The 23138-nt window shown below is 71.2% G+C and carries 25 protein-coding genes; 11 read left to right on the top strand and 14 right to left on the bottom strand.

The genetic code is table 11. The features are described 5' to 3' along the window. Positions 1-35: 35 nt before the first annotated feature. Complete coding sequence (locus H5965_RS43450; RefSeq protein ID WP_310977146.1) at positions 36-1433, bottom strand: NYN domain-containing protein; 1398 nt, start codon at positions 1431-1433, stop codon at positions 36-38. A 97-nt stretch (positions 1434-1530) separates the two neighbouring features. Between H5965_RS43450 and H5965_RS43445 the strand changes: the two genes are divergently transcribed. After that, positions 1531-3234, top strand: coding sequence for a DEDD exonuclease domain-containing protein (locus H5965_RS43445; RefSeq protein WP_310977145.1), 1704 nt, complete (start codon positions 1531-1533; stop codon positions 3232-3234). A gap of 192 nt (positions 3235-3426) precedes the next feature. On the opposite strand, the gene H5965_RS43440 is transcribed toward H5965_RS43445, so the two are convergent. Then, a complete protein-coding gene (locus H5965_RS43440; protein ID WP_310977144.1) occupies positions 3427-4329 on the bottom strand; it encodes a MerR family transcriptional regulator in 903 nt (300 codons plus the stop codon). A gap of 44 nt (positions 4330-4373) precedes the next feature. On the opposite strand from H5965_RS43440, the gene H5965_RS43435 reads away from it, so the two are divergent. Together H5965_RS43435 and H5965_RS43430 are read left to right on the top strand one after the other, a co-directional pair. Next, complete coding sequence (locus H5965_RS43435; RefSeq protein ID WP_310977143.1) at positions 4374-5117, top strand: maleylpyruvate isomerase family mycothiol-dependent enzyme; 744 nt, start codon at positions 4374-4376, stop codon at positions 5115-5117. 45 nt (positions 5118-5162) lie between these two features. Next, positions 5163-5444: an Lrp/AsnC ligand binding domain-containing protein gene (locus H5965_RS43430; RefSeq protein ID WP_310977142.1), complete on the top strand. Its 282-nt coding sequence runs from the start codon at positions 5163-5165 to the stop codon at positions 5442-5444. A gap of 149 nt (positions 5445-5593) precedes the next feature. Here H5965_RS43430 and H5965_RS43425 read toward each other — a convergent pair whose 3' ends face one another. From H5965_RS43425 to H5965_RS43410, 4 genes are all read right to left on the bottom strand, one after another. After that, on the bottom strand, positions 5594-7276 hold the full coding sequence (locus H5965_RS43425) for a cytochrome bc complex cytochrome b subunit (protein ID WP_310977141.1): 1683 nt from the start codon (positions 7274-7276) through the stop codon (positions 5594-5596). After that, positions 7273-8439, bottom strand: coding sequence for a ubiquinol-cytochrome c reductase iron-sulfur subunit (locus H5965_RS43420; protein ID WP_310977140.1), 1167 nt, complete (start codon positions 8437-8439; stop codon positions 7273-7275). Before H5965_RS43420 ends, H5965_RS43425 begins: the two co-directional genes overlap by 4 nt. Next, positions 8436-9254 carry a c-type cytochrome gene (locus H5965_RS43415; protein WP_310977139.1) on the bottom strand — a complete coding sequence of 273 codons (819 nt, stop codon included), beginning with the start codon at positions 9252-9254 and terminating at the stop codon, positions 8436-8438. Before H5965_RS43415 ends, H5965_RS43420 begins: the two co-directional genes overlap by 4 nt. A gap of 61 nt (positions 9255-9315) precedes the next feature. Beyond that, a complete protein-coding gene (locus H5965_RS43410) occupies positions 9316-9939 on the bottom strand; it encodes a heme-copper oxidase subunit III (RefSeq protein WP_063749462.1) in 624 nt (207 codons plus the stop codon). A 95-nt stretch (positions 9940-10034) separates the two neighbouring features. Between H5965_RS43410 and H5965_RS43405 the strand changes: the two genes are divergently transcribed. The 3 genes from H5965_RS43405 (at position 10035) to trpD (ending at position 11962) form a co-directional block, all read left to right on the top strand. After that, positions 10035-10448, top strand: coding sequence for a hypothetical protein (locus H5965_RS43405; protein WP_310977138.1), 414 nt, complete (start codon positions 10035-10037; stop codon positions 10446-10448). Between the two features lie 63 nt (positions 10449-10511). Next, a complete protein-coding gene (locus H5965_RS43400) occupies positions 10512-10922 on the top strand; it encodes a hypothetical protein (RefSeq protein ID WP_310977137.1) in 411 nt (136 codons plus the stop codon). Between the two features lie 5 nt (positions 10923-10927). Next, a complete protein-coding gene (gene trpD / locus H5965_RS43395) occupies positions 10928-11962 on the top strand; it encodes an anthranilate phosphoribosyltransferase (RefSeq protein ID WP_310977136.1) in 1035 nt (344 codons plus the stop codon). Between the two features lie 21 nt (positions 11963-11983). On the opposite strand, the gene H5965_RS43390 is transcribed toward trpD, so the two are convergent. Then, entirely contained in the window at positions 11984-12904 is a 921-nt protein-coding gene (locus tag H5965_RS43390; RefSeq protein ID WP_310977135.1) for a DMT family transporter, read from the bottom strand. Positions 12905-12987: 83 nt separating this feature from the next. Here H5965_RS43390 and H5965_RS43385 point away from each other — a divergent pair, with 83 nt between their 5' ends. Continuing rightward, positions 12988-13947 (top strand): helix-turn-helix domain-containing protein, encoded by a 960-nt coding sequence (locus H5965_RS43385; RefSeq protein ID WP_310977134.1) that lies wholly within the window; start codon positions 12988-12990, stop codon positions 13945-13947. Between the two features lie 54 nt (positions 13948-14001). Here the strand turns inward: H5965_RS43385 and H5965_RS43380 are convergent, their stop codons facing one another. After that, a complete protein-coding gene (locus H5965_RS43380) occupies positions 14002-14421 on the bottom strand; it encodes a cytochrome c oxidase subunit 4 (protein ID WP_086845398.1) in 420 nt (139 codons plus the stop codon). A gap of 32 nt (positions 14422-14453) precedes the next feature. Continuing rightward, the gene (coxB, locus tag H5965_RS43375; protein WP_310977133.1) at positions 14454-15395 is read right to left on the bottom strand and encodes a cytochrome c oxidase subunit II; all 942 of its coding nucleotides are present in this window, start codon (positions 15393-15395) and stop codon (positions 14454-14456) included. 185 nt (positions 15396-15580) lie between these two features. Between coxB and asnB the strand changes: the two genes are divergently transcribed. Further along, positions 15581-17515: an asparagine synthase (glutamine-hydrolyzing) gene (gene asnB, locus H5965_RS43370; RefSeq protein ID WP_310977132.1), complete on the top strand. Its 1935-nt coding sequence runs from the start codon at positions 15581-15583 to the stop codon at positions 17513-17515. 67 nt (positions 17516-17582) lie between these two features. Here asnB and H5965_RS43365 read toward each other — a convergent pair whose 3' ends face one another. Beyond that, on the bottom strand, positions 17583-18575 hold the full coding sequence (locus H5965_RS43365) for a carbohydrate kinase family protein (protein WP_310977131.1): 993 nt from the start codon (positions 18573-18575) through the stop codon (positions 17583-17585). Between the two features lie 148 nt (positions 18576-18723). Between H5965_RS43365 and H5965_RS43360 the strand changes: the two genes are divergently transcribed. Further along, the gene (locus H5965_RS43360; RefSeq protein ID WP_310977130.1) at positions 18724-18894 is read left to right on the top strand and encodes a hypothetical protein; all 171 of its coding nucleotides are present in this window, start codon (positions 18724-18726) and stop codon (positions 18892-18894) included. A 79-nt stretch (positions 18895-18973) separates the two neighbouring features. Here H5965_RS43360 and H5965_RS43355 read toward each other — a convergent pair whose 3' ends face one another. Next, entirely contained in the window at positions 18974-19351 is a 378-nt protein-coding gene (locus H5965_RS43355) for an iron-sulfur cluster assembly accessory protein (RefSeq protein WP_086845389.1), read from the bottom strand. A 148-nt stretch (positions 19352-19499) separates the two neighbouring features. Here H5965_RS43355 and H5965_RS43350 point away from each other — a divergent pair, with 148 nt between their 5' ends. Next, a complete protein-coding gene (locus H5965_RS43350; RefSeq protein WP_310977129.1) occupies positions 19500-20147 on the top strand; it encodes a DUF3043 domain-containing protein in 648 nt (215 codons plus the stop codon). A 211-nt stretch (positions 20148-20358) separates the two neighbouring features. Then, positions 20359-21348, top strand: coding sequence for an aldo/keto reductase family protein (locus H5965_RS43345; protein ID WP_310977128.1), 990 nt, complete (start codon positions 20359-20361; stop codon positions 21346-21348). On the opposite strand, the gene H5965_RS43340 is transcribed toward H5965_RS43345, so the two are convergent. From H5965_RS43340 to H5965_RS43330, 3 genes are read right to left on the bottom strand one after another with little or no spacing between them, the layout of a single operon-like run. After that, positions 21345-21557: a hypothetical protein gene (locus H5965_RS43340; RefSeq protein WP_310977127.1), complete on the bottom strand. Its 213-nt coding sequence runs from the start codon at positions 21555-21557 to the stop codon at positions 21345-21347. The two genes, H5965_RS43345 and H5965_RS43340, sit on opposite strands and share 4 nt — an antisense overlap. Beyond that, the gene (locus tag H5965_RS43335) at positions 21550-22392 is read right to left on the bottom strand and encodes a phosphoribosylaminoimidazolesuccinocarboxamide synthase (RefSeq protein ID WP_310977126.1); all 843 of its coding nucleotides are present in this window, start codon (positions 22390-22392) and stop codon (positions 21550-21552) included. Before H5965_RS43335 ends, H5965_RS43340 begins: the two co-directional genes overlap by 8 nt. Next, positions 22389-23138: a GntR family transcriptional regulator gene (locus H5965_RS43330; RefSeq protein WP_310977125.1), complete on the bottom strand. Its 750-nt coding sequence runs from the start codon at positions 23136-23138 to the stop codon at positions 22389-22391. The genes H5965_RS43335 and H5965_RS43330 overlap by 4 nt, the downstream gene beginning before the upstream one ends.

Raw genomic sequence — 23138 nt, 5'->3', positions numbered from 1 at the left:
CGGGGGCTTCGCCACCCGGAACCCCCAGGGTGTGGTCAAACCCTCGACAGGCGGCTGACCAGCACCGATGACGGCGTCGGGTGGGCGCCGCGACCCCGCACGGAGTCCGCGACCGCCCGGTCGGATGTCGCGACGACCATCGGCCGCCCCGCGGGCTCGGCCGCGACGAGGTTGCGGATGACGTCGTCGGCCAGCACCCCGCGGTCGGAGAACAGCACCCGGACACCGCGGGGCACCGAGGCGGGGACCGACAGCACGCCGGCACCGTCGAACACCACGGTGACCTCGGCGGACGTGCGCGCGGCCAGCGCGGACAGCTGGTGGATCAGCCGGTCGCGCTGGTCGGCGAGGGCGAGTTCCGGGTAGCCGGTCTTGGTGACGTTGTAGCCGTCGACGATCAGGTGCACGTTGGGCAGCGCGAGGTAGCGGTCCAGGGTGGACACGTCGGCGATCTTGCCGCCCTGGCCGGTGCCGGTGCTGGCGCCGCGGACCATGTCCGCCGGGCGGGCGCCGCGCGCGCCGAGGGCGAGCTCGCGGCGGAGGCCGGTGACGGCGCCGTCGATGGTGTCGATGAGCAGGGCGAGCCGCACCTCGTCGGCCTGGCGGGCCTCGCGCGCGGACTGGCGGGCGATCTCGGCGTCGGCGACCGCGCGTTCGGCACGGGCGCGTTCCCCGGCGACGCGCTGGCGTTCGCGCTCGAGCTGCGTGGTGAGGGCGGCGATCTCGTCGTTGCGGGCGGCGGAACCGCGCTCGGCGTCCGCGGACGCCGCTTCGGCCGCGTCCCTGGCCTGGCGCAGCTGGACGCCTTGCTCGCGAAGGCGCTTCAGGAGCTTCTCGACTTCGCCTTCGCGCTCGCCGCGGGCGTTTTCGGCGGCTTGTTTCGCTTCGGCGAGCTCGGCGCGGACCTGGGCGAGCTCGGCCTCCAGCCGCTGGCTGCGGGCGAGCGCGGCGTCGCGTTCGGCGCGCAGGGCGTTTTCCTCGGCGTTGCGGGCGACCAGCCGGACGCGCCCGGTCGCCCCGGACTCGCCGAGCAGGACGGCCGCGGCCGCGGCGGCGACGGACTCGGCGGCGTTCGGGTCGAGCGCGTCGGTGCGGTGCTCGCGCAGCCACTCGATGACGGCGGTCCGGAACTGGGACGAGTCGGCGAGGGCCGCGAGCAGGGCGGCGCCGCCGAGCTTGGCGCGCTTGGCCGGCGCGAACTTCGCGACCGGCCGCAGCTGGCGGGGCACGTCGGTGGCGGGCAGCTTGGCGACGGCGGCCGCGGCGAGCTCGGCGATGCGGTCGCGCACCGGTTCGGGCAGCGCCGGCCAGGTCGCGGGATCGGGGTGTCCGGCCTGGTCAGCGGGCTCTTCGGCCGCCTCGGGGCGCGACGCGACACCCGAGGGACCGACGGGGTCCCCGGGCGGCTCCGGCACGAGCGGCTGCGGGTGCATTGGTCCAGGGTAGGCCCCGCCTCCGCATCCCGCGCCGCGCACCACACGGACCGGCGGCGCGCGGAAACTGTCGGTGGTCGCCCTTAAAGTCCGGCCCATGCGTTCGGTCCAGGCTCAGCTCGCGTTCGACGAGCTCGGAACTCCCTTGCGGGACACCACCTTCGTCGTCTTCGACCTCGAAACGACGGGGGCGCCGCCGGGGGCGTCGGGGATCACCGAGATCGGCGCGGTGAAGGTGCGCGGGGGTGAGGTGCTGGGCGAATTCGCCACGCTGGTGAACCCGGGCACACCGATCCCGCCCCAGATCGTCTCACTGACCGGGATCACGCAGGCCATGGTCTACGACGCGCCGCCGATCGAGGAGGTGCTGCCGGCGTTCCTGGAGTTCATCGGGGGCGCGGTGCTGGTGGCGCACAACTCCGGCTTCGACACGTCCCACATGCGGGCGGCGTGCGAGGGGCACGGGTACGTGTGGCCGAAGCTGACGGTGGTGTGCACGGTCCGGCTGGCCCGGCGGGTGGTGCCGCGGGACGAGGTCGGGCGGTACAACCTGACGGCGCTGGCACTGCTGTTCGGGGCGAGGACCCGCCCGACCCACCGCGCGCTGGACGACGCGCGGGCGACGGTCGACGTCCTGCACGGGCTGCTGGAGCGGGTGGGCAACCTGGGCGTCCACTCGCTCGAGGAGCTGATGCGGTACCTGCCGGAGGTGACCGTCGCCCAGCGGGCGAAGCGGCACCTGGCGGCGGACCTGCCGTCGGCCCCGGGCGTCTACCTGTTCAAGGGGCCGAAGGAGGAGGTCCTGTACGTCGGCACGGCGAAGGACCTGCGGCGGCGGGTGCGGTCGTACTTCACGGGCTCGGAGAACCGCAGCCGGATCCGGGAGATGGTCGCGCTGGCCGAGCGCGTCGACCACGTGGTGTGCGCGCACGCGCTGGAGGCGGAGGTGCGCGAGCTCAGGCTGATCGCGGCGCACCGGCCCGCGTACAACCGCCGGTCGAAGAACCGGCACCAGGGCTGGTGGATCGGCTTGACGGAGGAGGCGTTCCCGAGGCTGTCGGTGGTCCGCCTGCCGCGGCCGGGGGTGCTGGGCCCGTTCCGCAACCAGGCGGACGCCCGCACCACGGCGGACACGCTGGCCGGGGCGTCGGGGTTGCGGACGTGCACGCAGCGGATCTCGCCGCGGTCGGCGAACGGGACCCCGTGCGTGCTGGCGGAGCTGGGCCGCTGCGGGGCACCGTGCGCCGGCCGCCAGAGCGTGGAGGCGTACGGCCCGGCGGTCGAGTCGGTATCGGGCCTGATCGCGGGCGTGGACGGAGGCGCCCTGCACACGGCGGCGGCCCACGTGGAGCGCCTGGCGGCGGGCCAGCACTACGAGCAGGCAGCCCGCCACCGCGACGAGCTGGCAGGGCTGATCCGCGCGCTCGGCCGGGCACACCGGCAGGCATCGCTGGCCGCGATCGGCGAGCTGATCGCGGCGGCCCCGGACGGCGGCGGAGGCTGGGAGCTGACGGTGATCCGCTACGGCCGCCTGGCCTCGGCGGGCGTGGCGCGGCGCGGCGTGCCACCGATGCCGGTGGTGGAGGCGCTGGTGGCATCGGCGGAGACGGTCCTGCCGGAGCCGGGGCCGTTGCACGGAGCACCGCCGGAGGAGGTGGGCGTGCTGCTGCGGTGGCTGGCGCGCCCGGGCGTCCGGCTGGTGCGGACGACCCGCCCGTGGGCGGAACCGGCGGCGGTCGCGGGGTGGCGCGGGTGGCTGGATCTGGTCGCGGACGCGCACTCGCTGGAACACGTCCACTGACCGGGCCGGGCGGGAATCGGCCCGCGTTAACCCGGGAGTCGGCACACGTGGTTGAGGGGTCGACACGTGACTGGGCGGTCGACACGCGTGATTGAAGGGTCGACACGTGATTGAGGGGTCGACACGCGTGATCGGAAGGTCGACACGCGTGACTGAAGGGTCGACACGCAGGCGAGGGGCCGGCCGGGTGGGTCAGGCGGCTGAGGCGTTGAGCGCGTCCAGGAGCCATGTGTGGGCGAGGCCCATCGAAACCTCGCCCGTGACCTCCCCGGCCAGGTGCCAGTACCGGCGCAAGCGCGGGTGGCGGTCCGGGGCCGTGCGGTGGTTCAGGGACCGGCGGAATGCCGGGCTGTCCGCCTCCCCCACCGCCGCCGCGTGGGCCGCCACGAAACGGTCCAGCTCCGGTCCCGGTGCCGGCCTGGTCCCCGCCGCCAACAAGGCCCCCGCCGCGACGCACGCCTCCCCCACCTCGGCGTGCAACGCCCCCAGGTCCGCGATCCGGTCGTGGCCCGCCAACGTGCTCTCCGCCAGTGAGGACGCCAACCGGGCGTCCGCCGCCAGCACCACCAGCGAGGCGTACGCCACCACCTGGGCCGTCGATGGCGCCATGGGCGGCTCCGGGGCGCTCATCTCCAAGAACATCCGGGCCGTGTCCGGGGGAATCGGGCCCGTCGTCATCGGGCGCCACAGGCGGATCAGCGTCTCGCGCGCCGCGTAGCCATCCTGGACCGCCGACAGGAGCTCCAGCCGGGCCGTGCGGTCGGCCGGGGCCGCCTCCGCGACCGCGCGGAGCACCGAACGCCGCCAGCTCAGCGTGGCCAGCTCGCGGTCGAGGGCCGACCTCTCGGCCGCCACCGCCTCGTCGAGGGACCTGCGGCCGGCCAGGACGTCCGTGATCGGGCGCAGGCCCAGCCCGAGCCCGCGCAGCCGGCGCACCAGCGTCAGCCGGTCGATCGCCGCGCTGTCGAACCGGCGGTGGCCGCCCGCGCTGCGGACCGGCTCCAGCACGCCCTCGTCGCAGTAGAACCGGATCGTGCGGACCGGCACGCCCGTCCGGTGCGCCAGCTCGCCGATGCCGAGTGTGTCTCCGGTCACCTTCCGTCGAACCTCCAGCCGGGTGGAATTCCTACGGTACGGCCATGGACAACGCCAGACTCGCCGCAGGGCTCCACCACCACACCGCCGGGTTCGCCGACGCCGTCGCGAACGCCGATCCGGACCGGACCGTGCCCACCTGCCCGGAGTGGCCGCTGCGGGTGCTCGTCGGCCACATCGGCCAGGCCCACCGCTGGGCCGCCGGCATCGTCCGGGACGGCCCGTCACCGGTTCCCGACCCCTTCGACGCCGACCCCGGCTCCCCGGACAAGTGGTCCGCCTGGCTGCACCAAGGCGCCGAGGACCTCGAAGACGCCGTCCAGGCCGCCGGGGACACTCCGGTGTGGACCTTCTTCGGCCCGCAGCCGGCCCGGTTCTGGCTGCGCCGGATGCTGCACGACACCACCGTCCACCACGCCGACGCGGCCCTGGCCGCCGGCCGGGGCTTCACCGTGGCCCCGGACCTCGCCGCCGACGCGATCAGCGAGTGGCTGGACGTGCTGTCCGACCCCGTCACGGCGAGCCTCAACCCGGCCTTCGCCGAGCTCCGCGGCACCGGCCAGACCCTCCACGTCGACCCCGGCGACGGCCCCGGCTGGCTGATCACCCGCACCCCTGAAGGCGTCCGGTGGGCCCGGGACAGCCAACCCGCGGACGTCACGCTGACCGGCCCGGTCACCGACCTCCTGCTCGTGCTCTACCGCCGCCTGCCCCTGGACCGCGTCACCGTCACCGTCACCGGCGATGAAGCACTCGCCGCGCACTGGCTGGCCCACGCCGCGGCGTAGCTAGGATCGCGAGCGACACCCGCAGACGAGTCTTGGAGGACCCAGGTGATCACCGCGATCGTGTTGATCCAGGCAGAGGCGGACGCGATCCCGGACGCGGCGCAGGCGATCGCCGACATCGAGGGTGTCGGCGAGGTCTACTCGTGCGCCGGGGACGTCGACCTCATCGCCACCGTGCAGGTGTCCACGCACGAAGGGCTGGCCGACCTGATCCCCGGCAAGATCGGGAAGGTGCCCGGCGTGCTGAGCACCGTCACGCACATCGCGTTCCGCTCCTACAGCCGCGCCGACACCGAATCGGCCTTCTCGATCGGCGTGGAGGACTAACGCCCCAATGTGGCGTTCGGTGCGTCCAACGCACCCAACGCCACATTGGGGCGCTGGCGCTGTGCCGATGCGGCGGGCTAGATCCGAGATCGATCCGGGGAACGACGAAGGCCACCTCCGCGCGGAGGTGGCCTTCGTCGTATTGGGACCTAGTGGTCCGACTGCTTCGCGGCCGACGCCGTCTCGGCGGTGTCGAACTCGCCGTGCTGGCCGTGCTGGCCGTTCTCGCCACCGGAGTGGCCGTTGCCGTTGGCCCGCTCCAGCGCCGCCGTCTCCTCGGCCGGGTCCGGCGACCAGAACGTGCCCGGAACCGCGTGCCCGGCCGAACCCAGCTTGTTCATCTTCTTCGGCACCGACGCGCCCTGGTACTCGAGCGGGATCGCGTGGCCGTGGCTGTCCACACCGGCCAGCGGCTGGTGGATCTCGATGAACTCACCGTGCGGCAGCCGCTTGATGATGCCCGTCTCGACGCCGTGCTCCAACACCTCGCGGTCGGCCCGCTGCAGGCCCAGGCAGATGCGGTAGGTGAAGTAGTAGGCCAGCGGCGGCACGATCAGCACGCCGATGCGGCCCGCCCACGTCGTCGCGTTCAGGGAGATGTCGAACTGGTCGGCGATGATGTCGTTGAAGCCGGACAGCTCGATGACCATGAAGAAGCCCAGCGCCATCGCGCCCAGCGCCGTGCGGACCGGGACGTCCCGGGGCCGCTGGAGCAGGTTGTGGTGCGCAGTGTCCTTGGACAGCTTCCGCTCGATGAACGGGTAACCCAGCAGCAGGCCGAACAGGATCGGCATGCCGATCGCGCCGGGGAAGAACACCGCCGGGATCGTGTAGTTCCCGAGGTAGACCTCCCAGGCCGGCCAGATCCGGAGCATGCCGTCGGCCCAGGCCATGTACCAGTCGGGCTGCGAGCCCGCCGACACCTGCGCCGGGTTGTACGGGCCGAAGTTCCACACCGGGTTGATCTGGAACAGCCCCGACATCAGCGCCAGCACCCCCACGACCAGGGTGAAGAACGCCCCGCCCTTGAGCGCGAAGTACGGCATGATCCGCACCCCGACGACGTTGGTCTCCTTGCGCCGCACCCCCGGGAACTGCGTGTGCTTCTGATACCACACCAGCGCCAGGTGCGCCCCGACCAGCGCCAGCATGATCCCCGGCAGCAACAGGATGTGCAGCGTGTACAACCGCGGGATGATCTGATCGCCCGGGAACTCCCCACCGAACAACGCCCAGTGGATCCAGGTCCCCGCCACCGGCACCGACAGCACGATCCCCGACAGCGTCGCCCGGATACCGGTCCCCGACAGCAGGTCATCCGGCAGCGAATACCCGAAGAAACCCTCGAAACAACCCAGGATCAGCAGCAGGCCACCGATCACCCAGTTCGCCTCACGCGGCCGCCGGAACGCCCCCGTGAAGAAGATCCGCAGCATGTGCACGGCCATCGACGCCACGAAGATCAACGCCGCCCAGTGGTGCAGCTGCCGCATGAACAGCCCACCACGGACATCGAACGAGATGTCCAGCGTCGTGCGGAACGCCTGCGACATCTCCAGGCCCTGCATGTTCTTGAAACTGCCGTGGTAGACGACCTCCTGCATCGAGGGGTCGAAGAACAGCGTCAAGTACACCCCGGTCAGCAACAGGATGATGAAGCTGTACAGCGCGATCTCGCCCAGCAGGAACGACCAGTGGGTCGGGAACACCTTGTTCATCTGGTGCCGCAGACCCTTGGCCAGGTGATACCGCTGGTCGGCGTTGTTCGCGGCCTCGCCCAGCGCCTTCTCCACCGGGCTCGACCCCTTGGTCGGCGTGGTGAGTGAACTCATGACTTACGCTCCCAAAAGGCCGGACCGATGGCCTCGATGAAGTCGCCTCGCGCGATCAAGTATCCCTCTTCGTCCACCGTGATCGGTAGCTGGGCCAGCGGCCGGGTCGCCGGGCCGAAGATCGGCTTGGCGTAGTGGAGGGCGTCGAACTGCGACTGGTGGCACGGGCACAGGATGCGGTTGGTCCGCTGCTCGTACAGGGAGGTCGGGCAGCCGACGTGGCTGCAGATCTTCGTGTACGCGTAGTAGTCGCCGAAGTTGAAGTCCTCCTGGCCGGCCCGCTTGACCACCTTGGCGGCGTCGGTCGGGCGCAGGCGGATCAGCATGACCGGGTTGTCGACCCGGGTCAGCGCCTTGGCCAGCGCCTCCGCGTCGTTGCGCTCGGACTCGCGGAACGGGAAGACCGTCTCCATCGCGCCGGCGTCGAGGTCCTCGGCCTTGACCAGGGAGATCTCGGTCTCCTTGCCGTGCTCGACCTCGACCGGCTTGCCGGTGGCCCGGCGCATGTAGACCTTCTCGCCGGGGAAGTTCGGCTGCCAGCCGGTGTGCCACAGCGAGTCGCGGGACTCGCTGTCCTTCCACGGGTTCTTGATGAAGGACGCGACGGGCAGCGCGGCGGCCGCGAGGCCGAGCGCACCCGCACCGGCGATCGCCGAGCGCTTGATCAGCGAGCGGCGGGCGATGGTGCTGCGGTTCCCGGCGTCGGCCAGGTGCGCGAGGATCGTCGCGCGGTCGACCTCGGCCGACCCTTCGCCGCCGGCGTCGCTGCGCTGCTGCACCGCGACCTCGGCGGGCACGAACTTCTTCGTGTACAGGATCACGCCGATGCCCAGGCCGAGGATGGCCAGGCCGAGCGTGAGGCCGAGCATCGGGGTGTAGAGGCTGTACCAGAAGTGGGCGCTCTCGTTGTCCGGCGCCTCGTACTGCCACGGCCACCAGATCAGCGAGACGACGAACCCGATGCCGGCCAGCGCGGACAGGCCGAACCAGAACGCGACCAGGCGCTCGGCGCGCCGCTCCGCCCGGGTGCCCTCCACGGGCCACGGGGTCGGGTACTCGACGATCTCGACGCCGTCGAGCGCCCCGCCCAGCTTGACCAGCTGGTCCCGGTCCATCTCAGCCAGTTCCGCCTCCGACGGCGGCTTCGGCCCCTCGGCACTCATGCCTTCGATCCAATCCACAACGTCACGCCGATCAGCGCGGCGATCCCGACGATAAAGGCGATGACGCCCTCCGAAGCGGGGCCGACCCCGCCGAGGCCGTTACCACCCGGGTCATTGTTGCCGTCCGACACCGACTTCACGTAGGCGACGATGTCCTTCTTCTCCTCCGGCGACAGCTGCCGGTCGGAGAACTTCGGCATGTTCTGCGGGCCGGTGAGCATGGCCGTGTAGATCTGCTCTTCGCTGGCCGGGTCCAGGTTCGGCGCGTACTTGCCGGCCGACAGCGCACCGCCGCGGCCGGTGAAGTTGTGGCACGACGCGCAGTTGAGGCGGAACAGCTCGCCACCGCGGGCCGGGTCGTCGCCGCGCAGGGCCTCGCCCTTCTCGGCCGGACGCTGGACACCGCCGCCGTGCGCCTGGATGTAGGCGCCGACCGCGTCGATCTCGGCCTCGGTCAGCTTCGGCGGCTTCCGCTCGACCTGCGCCTCCTGGCGCGCGGCGGGCATGCGGCCCGAAGAAGTCTGGAAGTACACCGCGGCGTCGCCGATGCCGATCAGGCTCGGCCCGCGGTCCTGCACGCCCTCGAGGTTCGCACCGTGGCAGGCGATGCAGGTGTTGTTGTAGACCTGCTCGCCGAGGCGCAGCTGCGCCGGCGTGCCCTGGGCCTGCGCGGTCTGCGGCTCCGGCACGAGCAGGGCGTAGCCGGCGCCGGCACCCACCAGCGCGATGCCGAGCGCGAGCAGGCCGGCGAACCGCCTCCGCAGCTTCGACCGCGCGCGGTAGCGGCGCTCCGAGGATTTCGTGCTGGTGGTCATCTTGCGGCAACCCTTGCTGTCAGTTCAGGCCGATGGTGAAGGTGGTGGCGGCTGGGTGGACCTACGGAAGGAGGTAGATCACACCGAAGAGGCCGACCCACACGATGTCGACGAAGTGCCAGTAGTAGGACACGACGATCGCCGACGTGGCCTGGGCGGGCGTGAACTTGCTCAGTTTCGTGCGGATGAGCAGGTACACGAAGGCGACGAGCCCGCCGATGACGTGCAGGCCGTGGAACCCGGTGGCGAGGTAGAAGACCGTGCCGAACGGGCCGGACGGGATCGTCATCCCCTCTTCGACCAGGTTGTGGTACTCGTTGGCCTGGCCGCCGACGAAGATCGCGCCCATGATCAACGTGATGATGTACCAGCGGCGCAGCCCGTAGACGTCGCCGCGCTCGGCCGCGAACACGCCGAACTGGCAGGTCAGCGAGGACAGCACGAGGATCACCGTGAACGGGATCGCGTACGCCACGTTGAGGTGGAACTCCTCGCCGTGCAGCGGCGGCGGCCACTGGCCGGACGAGTTCTGCGCCTTGACGGTGAAGAACATCGCGAACAGTCCGGCGAAGAACATCAGCTCGCTGGAAAGCCACACGATGGTGCCGACACTGACCATGTTCGGCCGGTTCAGCGAGTGGACCCGCTGACTGATGGTGGGAGCTGCCGTTGTCACGCGTCGCATTATGTCCTCTCGCACCGCCGCTCCGCCGGGTGGGTCCACGGCGAGCCGTCTGCGTAACCGATCACACCGGATGCCCGGGAAGGTGAGAGCTACTCATGGGTTTACTCGACCGCCTGCTTGACCTGGTCAAGAAGCGGGAAACGCCCGGTCTGACGCTTGAGACGCCGGGGCTGGAGATCGTCGCCGAGGCCTTCGACCCGGCCGTCGCGGACTCCGCCGTCCTCGCCGCTTCACCCGACTGGGTCAGCACGGCACCGGCCGTTCTGCGGCACCACCTGCTGTTGCCGCCGGACCGGGTCGACGAGGCGGCGTCGATCCTCGCGCAGGACGGCTACGAGCTGCGAGAACAGGCTCCGGACGGGGAGCTGACGCGGGTGCTCGCCGTGCGCGTCCAGGTGCTCGACGCCCTGCACTGCGCACAGGAGAGGTCCCGGATGGCCGGTCTCGCGCAACGATTGGGCGGCGACGCGCTGGGCTGGGACGCGCAACAGCCGGAGCCGACCGCGTGATGTCGGTCTCGGCCGATACGATCGGCGTGCGAGTCGTGCGGTGACGAGACGGAGGCGTGCTCAATGGGCGAGCGGTCGATGCGGGTCCTGGTGTTCAGCCACAAGCCGGAGGTGCGCGAGGCGATCGTGAACGCGGTCGGCCGCCGGCCCGCCGCGGACTTGGCGCGCGTGGACTACGTCGAGGCGGCCGGCATCGCGGACGTGCTGTCCGAGGTGGACGCGGGGAACGTCGACCTGGCGATCCTCGACGGCGAGGCGCAGCCGACCGGCGGCATCGGCCTCTGCCGGCAGCTGAAGAGCGAAATCACCGACTGCCCCCCGATCGTGGTGGCCGTCCGGCGCAAGGACGACCGGTGGCTGGCCACCTGGTCGCAGGCGGACGCCGTGCTGGTGCACCCGCTGGACCCGCTGACCGCCGCGGAGACCGTCGCCGACGTGCTGCGCGCGCGACGGGTCCCCGTCGTGAACGGCTGAGCCCGGTGACCACCCCGGTCCCCCGCACCTGGCCACCCCTGCTCAAGCAGCTCATCGCCGGCGTCGACCTCTCCGCGGAGGACACGGCGTGGGCGATGGACCAGATCATGAGCGGCGCGGCGAGCCCGGCCCGGATCGCCGGGTTCGCGGTCGCGCTGCGCGCCAAGGGCGAGACGCCCGAGGAGATCGCCGGCATGGCGGCCACGATGCTGGCGCACGCCAAGCGGGTCGAGCTGGACGGCCCGGCGGTCGACATCGTCGGCACCGGGGGCGACGGCTCCAACTCGGTGAACATCTCGACGATGGCGACGATCGTCACGGCGGCGGCCGGCGCGCCGGTGGCCAAGCACGGCAACCGCAGCGCGTCGTCGAAGTCCGGTGCGGCGGACGTCCTCGAAGCCCTCGGCGTGACGATCAGCCTGCCGCCGGAGGACGTCCGGCGCAGCCTCGACGAGGTCGGCATCGGGTTCTTCCTGGCGTCGGCGTTCCACCCGGCGCTGCGCCACGCCGGCCCGGTGCGCAGCGAGCTGGGCATCCCGACGACGTTCAACCTGCTCGGCCCGCTGACCAACCCGGCCCAGCCCGGCGCGGCGCTGATCGGCTGCGCGTACCCGGACAAGACCCGGGTGCTGGCGGAGACGTTCGCCCGCCGCGGCACCCGGGCCCTGGTGGTCCGGGGTGACGACGGCCTCGACGAGATCACCACGACGACGACGTCGACCGTGTGGGTCGTTTCGGACGGGGAGGTCACCGAGCGCAGCTTCGACCCGGCAGCGGTGGGCATCGCCCGCGCGACGGCGGAGGACCTGCGCGGCGGCGACGCGGCGGCGAACGCGGCGGTGGTCCGCGACCTGGTGGGCGGCAAGCCGGGCCCGGTCCGCGACGCCGTCCTGATCAACGCCGCGGCCGCGCTGGCGGCCTTCACGGGCTTCTCGGAGTCGCTGGAGGACGACCTGCGGGCGGGCCTGACGCGGGCGGCCGAGGCCATCGATTCCGGCGCCGCGGCCGCGCTGCTGGACCGCTGGATCGCCTTCAGCTGACCCGCTGACCCGCTCGCCCGCTCAGCAGCGGACGGTGGGCTCGGCCGCCGGGCCGGCCGCCTGTTCCGGTGCGGCGGCGGGCTTGCGGCCGCGCTGCGGGGCCAGCGCGGCCGCCAGGACCGCGAGCATGCCCAGCGCCTCGGGCCAGCTCGGGCGGTGGCCGTAGAACGCGATGTCCACCAGCACCGCCACCACCGGGTACAGGTAGGACAGCAGCGCCACCGTCGTGGTCGGCAGCTTGCCGATGCTCGCGTACATCAGCACGTACATCAGTGCCGTGTGGACGGTCCCGAGCAGGACCAGCCACAACAGCCCCGAGGTCGTCGTGGGCAGGGGCGTGACGAGCAGCAGGGGTGCCAGCACCAGCGCGCCCACCGTCGTCTGCACGGCGGCCAGGAGGTGCGGGCGGATGTGCTTCAGCTGCTTCGCCAAGAAGGACGCGCCCGCGTACAGCACGGCCGCGCCGAGGGCGAGGCCGATGCCGGCCAGCTGCACGGGTTTGCCGTCCTCGCCGTGGGCGGACAGCGAGATCAACGCCACGCCGCCGAACGCGATGCCGGCCCGGGCCAGGTGGCTCTTGGCGACCGTCTCGCCGAGGAACGCCGCGGCCAGGCCGACCAGGATCAGCGGCTGGGTGTGGTAGACGACCGTGCTGACCGAGATCGACGACAGCGCGTACGAGGCGAACAGCAGCACCCAGTTGCCGACCAGGAACAGCCCGCCCAGCACGGCGAGGCCGAGGTCGCGGCGGGACGGCCGCCAAGCCTGCAGCCAGCCGCGGGAGAGGCACCAGAGCACGAGCAGCGCGCCGCCGACGAAGCAGCGGGCGAAGGCCACGGCCGGGGCGGCCGCACCGCTCTCGAGGACGACGGCGCCGATCGTGCCGGACATCGCCATCGCCGCGGACCACTGGAGCAGCGGGCGGGTTTCGGAGTTCGTCATGCCGACCAGATTCGTCGCGATCGGCCGCGCCAACCAGTGTCAGAGATGACAACGGCCGCAAAACTTGTGACACACTGGCCGGCATGGACGTCAAACGGGTCGCGGTGGTGCTCGCCGACCGCGTTTCGCCGTTCGAGCTGGGCGTCGCGTGCGAGGTGTTCGGCACCGACCGCACCGCCGACGGCATCGAGGGCTGGGACTTCGCCGTCTGCTCCCCGGGCGGGACCGCGGTCGAGAGCTGGTCCGGCTTCGGGCTGGCCGGCCTGCGGGACCTGGACTTCGCGGCGGCGGCGGACCTGCTGATCGTGCCGACGTGCGCGCCGCGGACCGCGCCACCGCCGGAGCCGGTGCTGGACGTCCTGCGCGACGCCGCCGGGCGCGGAGCGTGGGTGGCGGGGTTCTGCGCGGGCGTGTTCTCGCTGGGTTACGCGGGCTTGCTGGACGGCCGCCGCTGCACGGTCCACTGGGTGTACGAGGCGGAGTTCCGGCAGCGGTTCCCGGCGGCCGAAGTGGACCCGCAGGCGCTGTACGCCGACGACGGCGGCATCCTGACCAGCGCGGGCACGGTCGCGGCGGTCGATCTGTGCCTGCACCTGGTCCGCCGGCTGCGCGGTGTCGCGGCGGCCACGACGCTGGCCCGGCGGATGGTGGCGGCGCCGCACCGCGCGGGCGGTCAGGCCCAGTTCGTCCAGGCGCCGGTCCCGGCGACGGCGGCGGGCGACGACGCCGTGGTCGCGGAGGCTCTGGAGTGGGTGGAGCGGCGCCTGGACCAGCCGTTCACGGTGGCGGAGCTCGCCCGCCGCAGCGGCCTGGGCGAGCGGACGTTCCTGCGCCGCTTCTCGGCCGCGACGGGCACGACACCGCACCGCTGGCTGACCGAGCGCCGCCTGGACCGGGCCCAGGCTCTCCTGGAGGAGGGCGGGCTGTCGGTGGAGGACATCGCGGCGGCGTGCGGCTATGCCTCGGCAGCGGCGCTGCGGCACCAGTTCAGCCGCCTGCGGGGCACGAGCCCGTCGTCCTACCGGACGGCGTTCCGCGGCTGAAAACGAAACCGGCCGCCACGCTTCGAAAGCGTGACGGCCGGTTGCGAAGAGAACTCAGTCGTGCGACGGGCCGGTGTGATACTCGAACACCAGGCCGCCGATCGTGATGAGCAGCGCGACCAGGGCGATGACCAGCAGCCAGATGTGGAAGAACGCCAGCGCCACGGCCGCGAGCGCCGCGGTGGCCGCCATGCCGATCGGCCAGTAGCTGCCCGGGCTGAAGAAGCCCAGTTCGCCCGCGCCGTCGCTGATTTCGGCGTCCTCGCGGTCCTCCGGGCGCGGCTCGATGCGGCGGGCGACGAACTGCATGTAGCTGCCGGCCAGGAACGCGAGACCACCGGTGAGGAACAGCGCGACGATGCCGACCGGCTCCGGGCCGTGGGTCGCGGCCAGCGCGGTCCACACCCAGTACACGGCCGCCATGAACACGGCGAAGATCGCCACGATGAAGAAGATGCGGGCTTCGACCTTCATGGTCTTTTCCTACTCCTTGTGTGCGTGCGGCGTCAGTTCGACGCGGTCCGCGCGGTGCGGTCGGTGTTGAACGGCTGGGTGGTGACCGCGTGCGGGGTGCACAGCTCGCCGCAGTTCATCTTCGCCAGCGCCTCGGCCGCCGTGAACGACTGGCCCGTCGCCGGGTTCGTCTGCTTGCGCAGCGCGATGTACTGGTCGTACTTGTCCGCCGACAGCGCGCGGACCTCGAAGTTCATCACCGAGTGGTAGGTGCCGCACAGCTCCGCGCACCGGCCGACGAAGGAGCCTTCGCGGTCGATCTTGTTCTGGAAGGAGCTGTCCTGGTTGTTCTTCTCCGGGTTCGGCATGACGTCCCGCTTGAAGTGGAACTCCGGCACCCAGAAGGAGTGGATGACGTCGGTGGAGACCAGGTCGTACTGGATGGTCTTGCCGACCGGGAGCACCAGCAGCGGGATCTCGCCGGACGAGCCGACGGTGCTGACCTGCTGGCCGTCCGCCTTCTTCGCGTTCTCGTCCTCGTACTTGAACTCCCAGTTCCACTGGAAGGCCACGACCTGGACCTTGACGTCCGGGTTCGGCACCTTGTCCAGGACCTTCGACTCCGTCGTCGCGGTGAAGAAGAACAGGACGCAGACCATGATCGTCGGGACGACGACCGTGAACAGCTCGAGCGGGATGTTGTACTGGAACTGCCGGGGCAGCTCCTCCGGCTCGCCGTCGGTGGTCTTCTTCTTGCGGTGGAACGTCGCGGTCCAGAAGATCAGCGCCCACACGATGACGCCGACGACCAGCGCGGCGACCACGGTCCAGGTCCAGAGCGTCCGCATCTGGTTCGCCTGCTCGGTGACACCGACCGGCCAGCCGAACCGCAGGATCTCGTCGCCGGAGCAGCCCGTCGCGGTCAGCGCGACCAGCACGGCCAGCGCGGCGACGCGCACGGTCCGCTTCCCCAGGGTGCGCTCGGGTTGTCCCACTGCGCCTCGCCCTTTCACCCAGAGCCTCCTACGACAGATCTTTGTGACAGCCGGACTCTAGCCGAGTTGGCCCATCCTGCTGACCAAGGGGTAACCATCGACGCGCGTGGTACTCGCCACGACCGCCCCGGCATACTGGGGCCTTCCCCCAGCCCGGTGAAGACCCTGAAGGTGTGTGAGTACCCGTGTGCGGCCTGCTTGGACTGATCTGCGCGACCGAGACCGGCGCGGCGAACGCGCGTGACGCCGTCGGGGCGGCCATGCGCTGCCAGCGCCACCGCGGCCCCGACGAGCAGGACACCTGGGCCGACGCCGAGGTCGTCTACGGCTTCAACCGGCTCGCCTTCATCGACGTCGAGCACGCGCACCAGCCGCTGGTCTGGGGCCCGCCCGAGGCGCCGGGCCGCTACACCATGAACTTCAACGGCGAGATCTACAACTACCTGGAGCTGCGGGCGGAGCTCGCCGAGCGGCACGGCGCGAAGTTCGAGACCGAGGGTGACGGCGAGGCCATCGTCGCCGGCTTCCACTACCTCGGCGCGGAATGGGTGAAGCGCCTGCGCGGCATGTTCGCCTTCATGATCTGGGACTCGCAGGAGAAGCGGGTCTTCGGCGCGCGCGACCCGTTCGGGATCAAGCCGCTGTTCTACTCGGCCGGCCCCGACGGCGTGGCGTTCTCCAGCGAGAAGAAGAGCCTGCTGGAGCTGTCGGACGTCCTTGGCGTCGCGCAGGAGCTGGACCGCACGGCCCTCCAGCACTACCTGGTCCTGCAGTACGTGCCCGAGCCCGAGTCGCTGCACACGGCGATCCGGCGCGTCGAGTCCGGGACGTCGTTCCAGGTGGTGCCCGGCGGTGAGGTGAAGTTCACCCGCTACTTCCACCCGCAGTTCAGCGCCAAGCCGGTCAACGGCCCCGCCGAGGCCGAGGAGCTGTACCAGCGCATCGCCGATGTGATGCGCGACTCGGTCGGCAAGCACATGATCTCCGACCCGGACGTCACGGTCGGCGCGTTCCTCTCGGGCGGCATCGACTCCACGGCCACCGCGACCCTGGCCAAGGAGCACAACCCGAACCTGATCGCGTTCACCACCGGCTTCGAGCGCGAGGGCTACTCCGAGGTCGACGTCGCCGCCGAATCGGCCGCCGCGATCGGCGTCAAGCACGTGGTCCGCACGGTCTCGGCGGACGAGATGATGGAGGCGCTGCCGCTCATCGTCTGGTACCTCGACGACCCGGTCGCCGACCCGGCGCTGGTCCCGCTGTGGTTCATCGCCCGCGAGGCCCGCAAGCACGTCAAGGCGGTGCTGTCGGGTGAGGGCGCGGACGAGCTGTTCGGCGGCTACACGATCTACAACGAGCCGATCTCGCTGGCGCCGTTCGAGAAGATCCCGGGCGGCATGCGGAAGCTCATCGGCAAGGTGTCGACGAAGATCCCCGAGGGCACCCGCGGCAAGGACCTGCTGCGCCGCGGCGCGCTCCCGCTGGAGGACCGCTACTACGGCAACGCCCGCAACTTCCGCGACGACCAGCTGCGGAACGTTCTCCGCACGTACCAGGAGGGCGTGGGCTTCAAGGACGTCACGGCGCCCTGGTACGACGTCTCGCGCGGCTGGGACCCGGTGGCCCGCATGCAGCACGTCGACCTCTACACGTGGCTGCGCGGCGACATCCTGGTCAAGGCCGACAAGGTGACCATGGCGAACTCCCTGGAGCTGCGGGTGCCGTTCCTGGACGCCGAGGTGTTCAAGGTCGCGGCGTCGATCCCGCTGGACCAGAAGCTCGCCCACGGCACGACGAAGTACGCGCTGCGCCAGGCCCTGGCCAAGATCATCCCGGCGCACGTGCTCAACCGCCGCAAGCTCGGTTTCCCGGTCCCGATCCGGCTGTGGCTGCGCAACGAGATGTACGACTGGGCGAAGGGCATCATCTCGGACTCGAAGACCGAGGAGCTGCTGGACAAGAAGGCGATCCTCGCGCTGCTGGAGGAGCACAAGGCCGGCCAGCTCGACCGCAGCCGCCAGCTGTGGGCGCTGATCGTGTTCATGCTGTGGCACGGCATCTTCGTCGAGCACCGGATCAAGCCGGAGATCCCGGAGCCGGTCTACCCGGTGAAGCTCTGAGGTCTGCCGCGGCCGGTCGTGAGTGGTAACGGGTTCTAACCCGCCTTACCACTCACGACCACGCGGGTCAGGCGGCGGGCAGGACCGCCGAGATCTCCTCCGCCGCGTCCGGGCCGAACGCCTCGCCGATGCGGGCCAGGGCCTCCGCTCGGTCGAACGTCCACTCCTGGGTGCCGACCGTCTCCAGGACCAGCACCGCGATCAGCGAGCCGAGCTGGGCCGCGCGCTCGACGCCGAGGCCGCCGTCGAGACCGGCCAGGAAGCCCGCGCGGAAGCCGTCGCCGACGCCGGTCGGGTCGGCCTTCGCGCGCTCCGGGACCGCGCCGATCTGGAAGGCGACGCCGTCCTTGCCGACGATCTCGACGCCCTTCTCCCCCAGCGTCGTGATCCGGACGCCGACCTGGTCGAGGACGTCGGCCTCGGTCCAGCCGGTCTTCTGGAGCAGCAGCTCCCACTCGTAGTCGTTGCTGAACAGGTACTTCGCGCCGGCGACGAACGCGCGCGCCTGCTCGCCGGTCATCCGGGCCAGCTGCTGCGACGGGTCGACCGCGAAGGCGTACCCGCGCTGCCGGCACTCCTCGGCGTGGCGGATCATGCCCTCCGGGTCGTCCGGGCTGATCAGCACCAGGCTCAGCTCGCCGACGCGCTCGGCGATCGGCAGCAGCTCGATGTTGCGGGACTCGGCCATCGCGCCGGCGTAGAACGTCGCGATCTGGCAGAGGTCCTCGTCCGTGGTGCAGACGAACCGCGCGGTGTGCGCGACCTCCGACACGTGCACACCCGAGGTGTCCACGCCGTGCCGCTCCAGCCAGGAGCGGTAGTCGGCGAAGTCGGCGCCGACCGCGCCCACCAGGACCGGCTTGACGCCGAGCACCCCCAGGCCGAAGGCGATGTTCGCGCCGATGCCGCCGCGCCGGACCACCAGGTCGTCGGCGAGGAAGCTCAGCGAGACGCGGTGCAGCTGCTCGGCGACCAGCTGCTCGGCGAACCTGCCCGGGAAATGCATGAGGTGGTCGGTCGCGATACTGCCGGACACCGCGATCCTGGCCCTGTCTGCCACCGGCTGCTCCTTCGTGTTCGACCTCACGGCAAAAGGCGCGAAGTTACCCCCGGGTCATGACCCATCCGGGTAGTTCGCGCGCGCCCAACCGACACTACCGGCTGGTACTCCTTCTCCAGTCGAGAGCGGATCAATAGCGTTACGAATCGTGAACGCCGTCACCGAACCCGAGACCCTGTCCGAGCTGATCGCCGACTGTGCGCTCATCCCGGCGACCCTGCAGGCCGAGAGCCGTCCGCCCGCCCCCGCCACGGCCAGTCCGTGGGAGGTCGACGAGGTGTGCCACGCCCAGGTCGCGGAGCTCGACGCCTACGTGTAGTCCGCAGAGACGGAGAAGGCCCCGCCTCCCTTCCGGGAGACGGGGCCTTTCCACGTGCGGTGGCTTCGGGCAAACCGGCTCAGTGGAACGAGTCGCCGCAGGCGCAGGAGCCGGTGGCGTTCGGGTTGTCGATCGTGAAGCCCTGCTTCTCGATCGAATCCACGAAGTCGATGACGGCTTCCGACACGTACGGCGCGCTCATCCGGTCCACGGCGACCTTGAGGCCGTCGAAGTCGCGGAACAGGTCGCCGTCGAGCGTGCGCTCGTCGAAGAACAGCTGGTAACGCAGGCCGGCGCAGCCACCGGGCTGGACGGCGATGCGCAGGTGCATGTCGTCGCGGCCCTCCTGCTCGAGCAGGGCCTTCGCCTTGGAAGCCGCGGCGTCGGTCAACGTGACGCCGTGGGTCTCCTCGGCGGTCTCGGCCTGCGTCGCGCCGGCGTGCTCAGCGGTCGTCATGGCACTCCCTCATCAAAGTCGAACTCGCTGCGGATACTCCTCGTGCTGAGCTGTTCAACACCGGGGGCGTCCGATCTGTTCCCCCACCATGGTCGCACATGGATCGACCTGGTGAACGGCGGCGTGACGCCTGCAATACCCTGGTGAGGTGAGGTTCCTGCGCCGAAGCACCACAGACACCGCCGCCGAAGAGCCGGAGGCGGGCGAAGCCGTCGACGTCGCCGGCAAGGCGTACACGCCCGGTAAGGGCAAGGCCACGCCGAAGCGCCGCGACGCCGAGGCGAAGAAGCGCGGCCCGGTGGCGCCGCCGCCCACGACCATGCGTGAGGCGATGAAGCGCAACAAGGAGCTGCGCAAGGCGAACCCGCAGACCAAGGAGGACCGCCGCGCGGCGGCCAAGGCCCGCCGCGACGCGATGATGCGCGGCGACGACAACGCCCTGCTCCCGCGCGACCGGGGGCCGGTCAAGCGGTACGTCCGCGACCTGGTCGACAGCCGGCGCAACCTCCTCGGCCTGTTCATGCCGCTGGCGATCGTGGTGTTCCTGGCGCTGCTGGTGCCGCTGCCCCAGGTCCAGTCGTACATCACGCTGCTGTGCACGGCGATGCTGCTGGTGATGGCGATCGAGGGTTTCGTGAACGGCCGGAAGATCGCGAAGCTGGTGCGGGAGAAGTTCCCGAAGGAAGCGGTGAACGGCCGGTCGATCGGGTGGTACGCGTTCGTCCGGGCGTCCCAGATCCGGCGGCTGCGGATGCCGAAGCCGCGGCTGAAGCCGGGGGACCCGATCCCGAACTGAGCCGGTTTTCGAGAAGCCGGGTCGAGCGCTGCTCGACCCGGCTTCTTGCTGTCCGGGACCGCGGGACCGCGCCGGCCGGTGCCGCGAATGACTCATTCGGGACGTCGGAGGTCCCGAATGAGTCATTCGCGACCTCCCGGTGACCCCGGCCGTGGCTGGAGTCACTCCAGGTCGTTAGCAAAGCAAACGATTACCGCCTAAGCTCGCGGCCATGGAGTTTCGTCGTCTCGGCCGCAGTGGCCTCAACGTCAGTGAGATCTCGTACGGGAACTGGCTCACCCACGGTTCCCAGGTCGAGGAGGACCAGGCCCGGGCCTGCATCCAGGCTGCCCTCGACGTCGGCATCACCACCTTCGACACCGCCGACGCCTACGCCAACACCGCCGCCGAGGCCGTGCTCGGGCGGGGCCTCAAGGACCAGCGGCGGGAGAGCCTCGAGATCTTCACCAAGGTCTTCTGGCCCACCGGCCCCAAGGGGCCCAACGACCGCGGCCTGTCCCGCAAGCACATCATGGAGTCGGCCAACGCCTCACTGACCAGGCTCGGCACCGACTACGTCGACCTCTACCAGGCGCACCGCTTCGACCGGCACACCCCGCTCGAAGAGACCATGCTCGCCTTCGCCGACCTCGTGCGCCAGGGCAAGGTGCTCTACGTCGGCGTCTCGGAATGGACCGCCGAGGAGATCTCCCGCGGGGCCGCCCTCGCCCGCGAGCTGCACGTCCCGCTCGTGTCGAACCAGCCGCAGTACAACATGCTCTGGCGCGTCATCGAGGAGCAGGTCATCCCGGCCTCCGAGCGCGAAGGCCTGAGCCAGATCGTCTGGTCGCCGATCGCCCAGGGCGTGCTCACCGGCAAGTACAAGCCCGGCCAGGCCTACCCCGAAGGCTCGCGCGCCACCGACGAAAAGGGCGGCGCCGACATGGTCGCCCGGTTCCTCGACGAAGACGTCCTCAAGCGCGTCGCCCAGCTCGAACCGCTCGCCGAGCAGGCGGGCCTCAGCCTGGCGCAGCTGGCCGTCGCCTGGGTGCTGCAGAACCCGAACGTCGCCTCCGCGATCATCGGGGCCTCCCGGCCGGAGCAGGTGCACGAGAACGTCAAGGCCGCCGGCCGGAAGCTCGACGCCGACCTCCTGCAGGCCATCGACGACGTCCTCGGCGACGTCGTCGAGCGCGACCCCAGCCTGACCAAGAGCCCCTAGTCCTGGTTGATCCGCCCCTGGAACGGCACCCCGAGGTCGAACGCGTCCTCGGGGGCCATCCGGGGCTCCAGGCCGAACCCGCGCAGCAGCCGGCTCGCCCCGGCCAGCCGGTCTCCACCACGGCCGGGCACCCGCGAAGGCGCGAGACCGTGCGAGACGAGCAGGCTTTCGACGTCGTCGATCAGGCGGTACGGGTCGTACTCACCCACGGACCCAGGTCTTCCCGGTGATCCGCTCGTAGACCTCGGTGTAGCGCTGCCGCGTCTGCTCGACGATGTCCGCCGGGATCTCCGGCCCGGGCGGGGTCTGGTCCCAGCCCGTCGACCGCGACCAGTCGCGGACGAACTGCTTGTCGAACGCGTGCTGCGGACGGCCCGGCTCCCACTCGTCGGCCGGCCAGAACCGCGACGAATCCGACGTGAGGACCTCGTCGCCCAGGGTCAGCGTGCCGTCGGCGTCGAAGCCGAACTCCAGCTTCGTGTCGGCGATGATGACGCCCTGCTCCGCCGCGTGCTCGGCGCCCTTCGTGTAGATCTCCAGGGTCAGCTCGCGCAGCCGCTTCGCGGTGTCCTCGCCGATCTCGTTCAGGACCTCGTCGAAGGTCATGAACTCGTCGTGGCCGGTGTCGGAGATCTTCGTCGTCGGCGTGAAGATCGGCTCCGGCAGCTTGTCGCCCTCGACCAGGCCCGGCGGCAGCGCGACGCCGGAGATCTTGCCGTCGCGCTGGTACTCGCGCAGGCCCAGGCCGGCCAGGTAGCCGCGGGCGATGCACTCGACCTGGACCATCTTCAGCGGCTTGCAGCGCATCGCGCGCCCGGCGAACTCCTCCGGGACGTCGGTGGTCGACACGACGTGGTTCGGGACCACGCCGGCCATCCGGTCGAACCACCAGGCCGAGAGCTGGTTGAGCAGCTTGCCCTTGTCCGGGATCGGCGTCGGCAGCGAGACGTCGTAGACCGAGACGCGGTCGGACGCGACGAGCAGGATGTCCCCGCCGTCGAGTTCGTACAGGTCACGGACCTTGCCCGCGTGGATGTGCTTCATTCGCCGTCCTCAGTCGTGTACTCGTAGAAAACCCAGTGGTCGGGCAAGGCGGCGGATTCACCGTACTCGACGACCGTCCCGTCGGCCGCCAGGAAGGTGCTCCGGCCGAGCAGCACCGGCGACCCGGCGGGCAGCCCCAGCTCGGCCGCCTCCTCCTCGCTCGCGCGGCCCGCCGCGTGCCGTTCCTGCGTCGTCGCGATCTTCGTGCCCAGCCGGGCGGCCGCGTGGGCCGCGGTGCCCTCGACGATCCGCTCCGCCACCAGCAGCGCCGGCGCCTTGGCCGACAGCGCGCCGTCGAACCACGAGGTCGACGTCGACAGCGGCCGCGAGTCCGGGCCGTAGGTGGTCCGGCGACGGCGGATCACCGGGGCGCCCTCCTCCAGGCCGAGGGCGGCCGCGGCGCGCTCGGACGCCGCCTCGAGACCGGCCGAGCGGATCACCGCGTAGTGGCCCGGCGGGTAGATCCGGCCGGTGCGCGCCGAAGCGGCGCTGCGGTCGCGGGCCGTGCGGTGCAGGCCGCCGCGGTCGACGACCGTGCCGACGCCGCGCACGGGCCGGACCAGGCCCTGCGAGCGCAGCGTGGCCAGCACCTTGGTGGCCGTCGCCATGGCGACGGTCCAGGTGCGCGCGATCTCGCGGGCGGACGGCACCGCGTCGCCCTCCTGCAGCCGGCCGGACAGGATGTCGTCACGGATCCGGCCCGCGATCTGCAGGTACGGCGGCTCAGGGCGATCGAGGGTGGGCAA

It is taken from the genome of Amycolatopsis sp. 505 (genome assembly GCF_031625235.1).
Classification (GTDB): domain Bacteria; phylum Actinomycetota; class Actinomycetes; order Mycobacteriales; family Pseudonocardiaceae; genus Amycolatopsis.
This window is presented reverse-complemented; position numbering and strand designations above follow the sequence as displayed.